Here is a 2,705-nt window from a genome sequence, read left to right on the forward strand (position 1 = left end):
TGGCCAATAAAATAACCGGAAATTCAGGGAGGAAAATAATGTACATAGTGAGTTGACGTATGTTTGGACACCCTATAGATATTGGCATAAACAGGCCAAATAAATTCATTATATTGCTATTACCATAGACGGTTGGGCCATAATTAAATATAACAAGATCATAATTTCTATACTTAATTTGTTTTCTTATATTAAATATAGAAAGGCTCTTTGAAATATTGAAAGTCTCTTTAATATTAATTTTATCAGGAAACTTTGCATCAAGACTTTTATCAGAAACCGGGCATATTACATCAATTTTTTCTATATAGCTTAATCGTGATAATAGTATTAAAAAACTTGTACCCCACTGATCATCTACCTTACCATGCCCGTAAAAGTTTCCAATAAATGCTATTTTAAGCATATTTTCCATTGCACACCTATTAAATGTTTATATATTAAACTTTATTTTCCAGGAATTCAATAATTTTGTCACATACATAATTAACTTCCTCTTCTTTTAGTTTAACACTGCTTGGGAGATTTATTCCTCTCTTAGCTATATCTGTGCTAACAGGATAATTGTCATTGCTGTATTTCTCATATGGCGGCATTGTATGCACAGGATAAAAGAATCTCCTTGTATCTATTCCATTCCTGTATAAAAAATCCATTAAATTATCACACTTCTTTTCATTATCTATTAATATTGAATAAAGCCAGTATGTGCCATTATAATCCGCCCCTTCAGGATGCAGTGTTACCATATCTTTTAGTCTCTCCCTGTATATTTTTCCTATTTCATGCTTTTTATCAATAAAATAGTTTATTCTTTCAAGCTGTGCCACACCAAGTGCTGCTTGAAGATTTGTCATTCTATAGTTATAACCTATGAATTCATGCCAGTACCTTTTCTTTGATGTCATGCCATGATCCCTGAGCACTAACATTTTCTCATATAATTCCTTATCATTAGTTGTGCAGAATCCCCCTTCACCTGTTGTCATTGTCTTGTTTCCATAAAATGAGAAGCATCCTATTGTTCCTATTGAACCCAATTTTTTTCCCTTATAGGTAGTTCCTAGGGATTCTGCAGTATCTTCTATGACATATAAATTATGTTTATCTGCTATTTCCATGATTTTATCCATATCAGCTGAATTTCCATATAGGTGAACAACTATAATTGCTTTAGTTTTATCTGTAATTAACCTCTCTATATTCTCAGGATCAATGCACCAGTTATTACTGTTAATATCGCATAATACAGGTCTTGCATTGCAGTACAGCACTGCATTAACCGGACTGATGAAGGTTAAATCAGGAACTATCACCTCATCTCCCTCCTTTATTCCAAGGGCAGATAATGCAAGGTGCAGGGCAGTTGTCCCGTTTGATACTGTTAAACCATATTTTGTTCCAATAAATTCAGAGAATTTTTTTTCAAATTCATCTATGTATTTTCCATGGGAGCTAACCCATCCTGACCTTACAGCATCATCCACATATTCTATTTCCTTTTCACCTATATCTGGCTCTGAAACCGGTATCATTTCACATTACCCCTGTATGTTTTTAATAAGTTATTTTCATTCGGATAGTTAGGAACATCCCATGGGAATTTCTCACCTTTTAGATACATATCCCATCTTTTTAATTCTTCCCCCATCATTAATCTCACAAGATCAGGGAATTTGGTTTTAGGTTCCCATTGCAATTCTTTTTTAGCCTTAGTATAATCGCCCCTGAGGGCAGGAACATCCAGCGGCCTTAAAAATTTCTTGTCAATTTCTAGGTATTTATGGTAATCCATATTAACGTAATCAAATGCATACTTTAGGAACTCTTCCACGGTATGTGTCTCATCTGTTGCTATCACATAATCATCTGGTTTATCTGCCTGAAGCATTCTATACATGGCATCAACATATTCAGGTGCATATCCCCAGTCCCTCTTTGCATTGATATTTCCCAGTTTTATTTTCTTTTCAAGGCCATAATATATCTTTGCGACCTCATTTACTATCTTTCTTGTAACAAATTCCAATCCCCTTATTTCAGACTCATGGTTGAATAATATTCCAGATGAGATGAATAATCCATAGCCCTCCCTGTATATTCTTGATATCCAGTAGCCGTATAATTTGGCTGCCGCATAGGGGCTCATGGGCTTGAAAACATCATTTTCATTTAATGCTTTATCATTGTATGCTGATCCAAACATCTCACTTGTGCCTGCAAAGTATACCTTAGTATCCCTATAATAAAGCTTCACAGCCTCTAAAATCCTTGTGGTTGACAATCCGGTAACCTCTGCAGTTGCCAGTGGGGATTCAAATGATGCCTCGACAAAGCTCTGTGCGGCTAAATGGTAAACCTCATCTGGTTCAGAGGCCTTAAATGCATTTAATATTGAGGATAAATCGCTCAAATCACCTGAGATTAAATTGATTTTATCATATATTCCAAGGGATTGCAGTCTCCAGAAATTTGGGGTGCTTATCCTTCTGTAAAGGCCATAGACCTTATAATTTTTTTCCAAGAGCAGTTTGGCAAGGTATGCACCATCCTGACCTGTAATGCCTGTAATCAAAGCCTTTTTCATGGTGAAGGAATTCTAAGAGTCTATATAAAGTTACTTTCTATTATTAGACTGAATAGAATTTAGTTCTAATATAATTATTTACAAAGATTTAATTATATTATAGACAAGTATAAATAAT

The 2,705-nt window shown here is 34.5% G+C and carries 3 protein-coding genes; all 3 read right to left on the minus strand.

Annotation, left to right across the window (positions count from 1 at the left end):
* Nucleotides 1-415, minus strand: a 415-nt coding sequence (locus AOG55_RS06310) for a hypothetical protein (RefSeq protein WP_156318774.1), incomplete at its 3' end; no start/stop codon positions are given.
* A gap of 25 nt (nt 416-440) precedes the next feature.
* Entirely contained in the window at nt 441-1,535 is a 1,095-nt protein-coding gene (locus AOG55_RS06315) for a DegT/DnrJ/EryC1/StrS family aminotransferase (protein WP_055041047.1), read from the minus strand.
* The gene (locus AOG55_RS06320; protein WP_055041048.1) at nt 1,532-2,587 is read right to left on the minus strand and encodes a GDP-mannose 4,6-dehydratase; all 1,056 of its coding nucleotides are present in this window, start codon (nt 2,585-2,587) and stop codon (nt 1,532-1,534) included. The genes AOG55_RS06315 and AOG55_RS06320 overlap by 4 nt, the downstream gene beginning before the upstream one ends.
* Nucleotides 2,588-2,705: the final 118 nt, after the last annotated feature.

This window comes from Acidiplasma cupricumulans (assembly GCF_001402935.1).
GTDB lineage: Archaea > Thermoplasmatota > Thermoplasmata > Thermoplasmatales > Thermoplasmataceae > Acidiplasma > Acidiplasma aeolicum.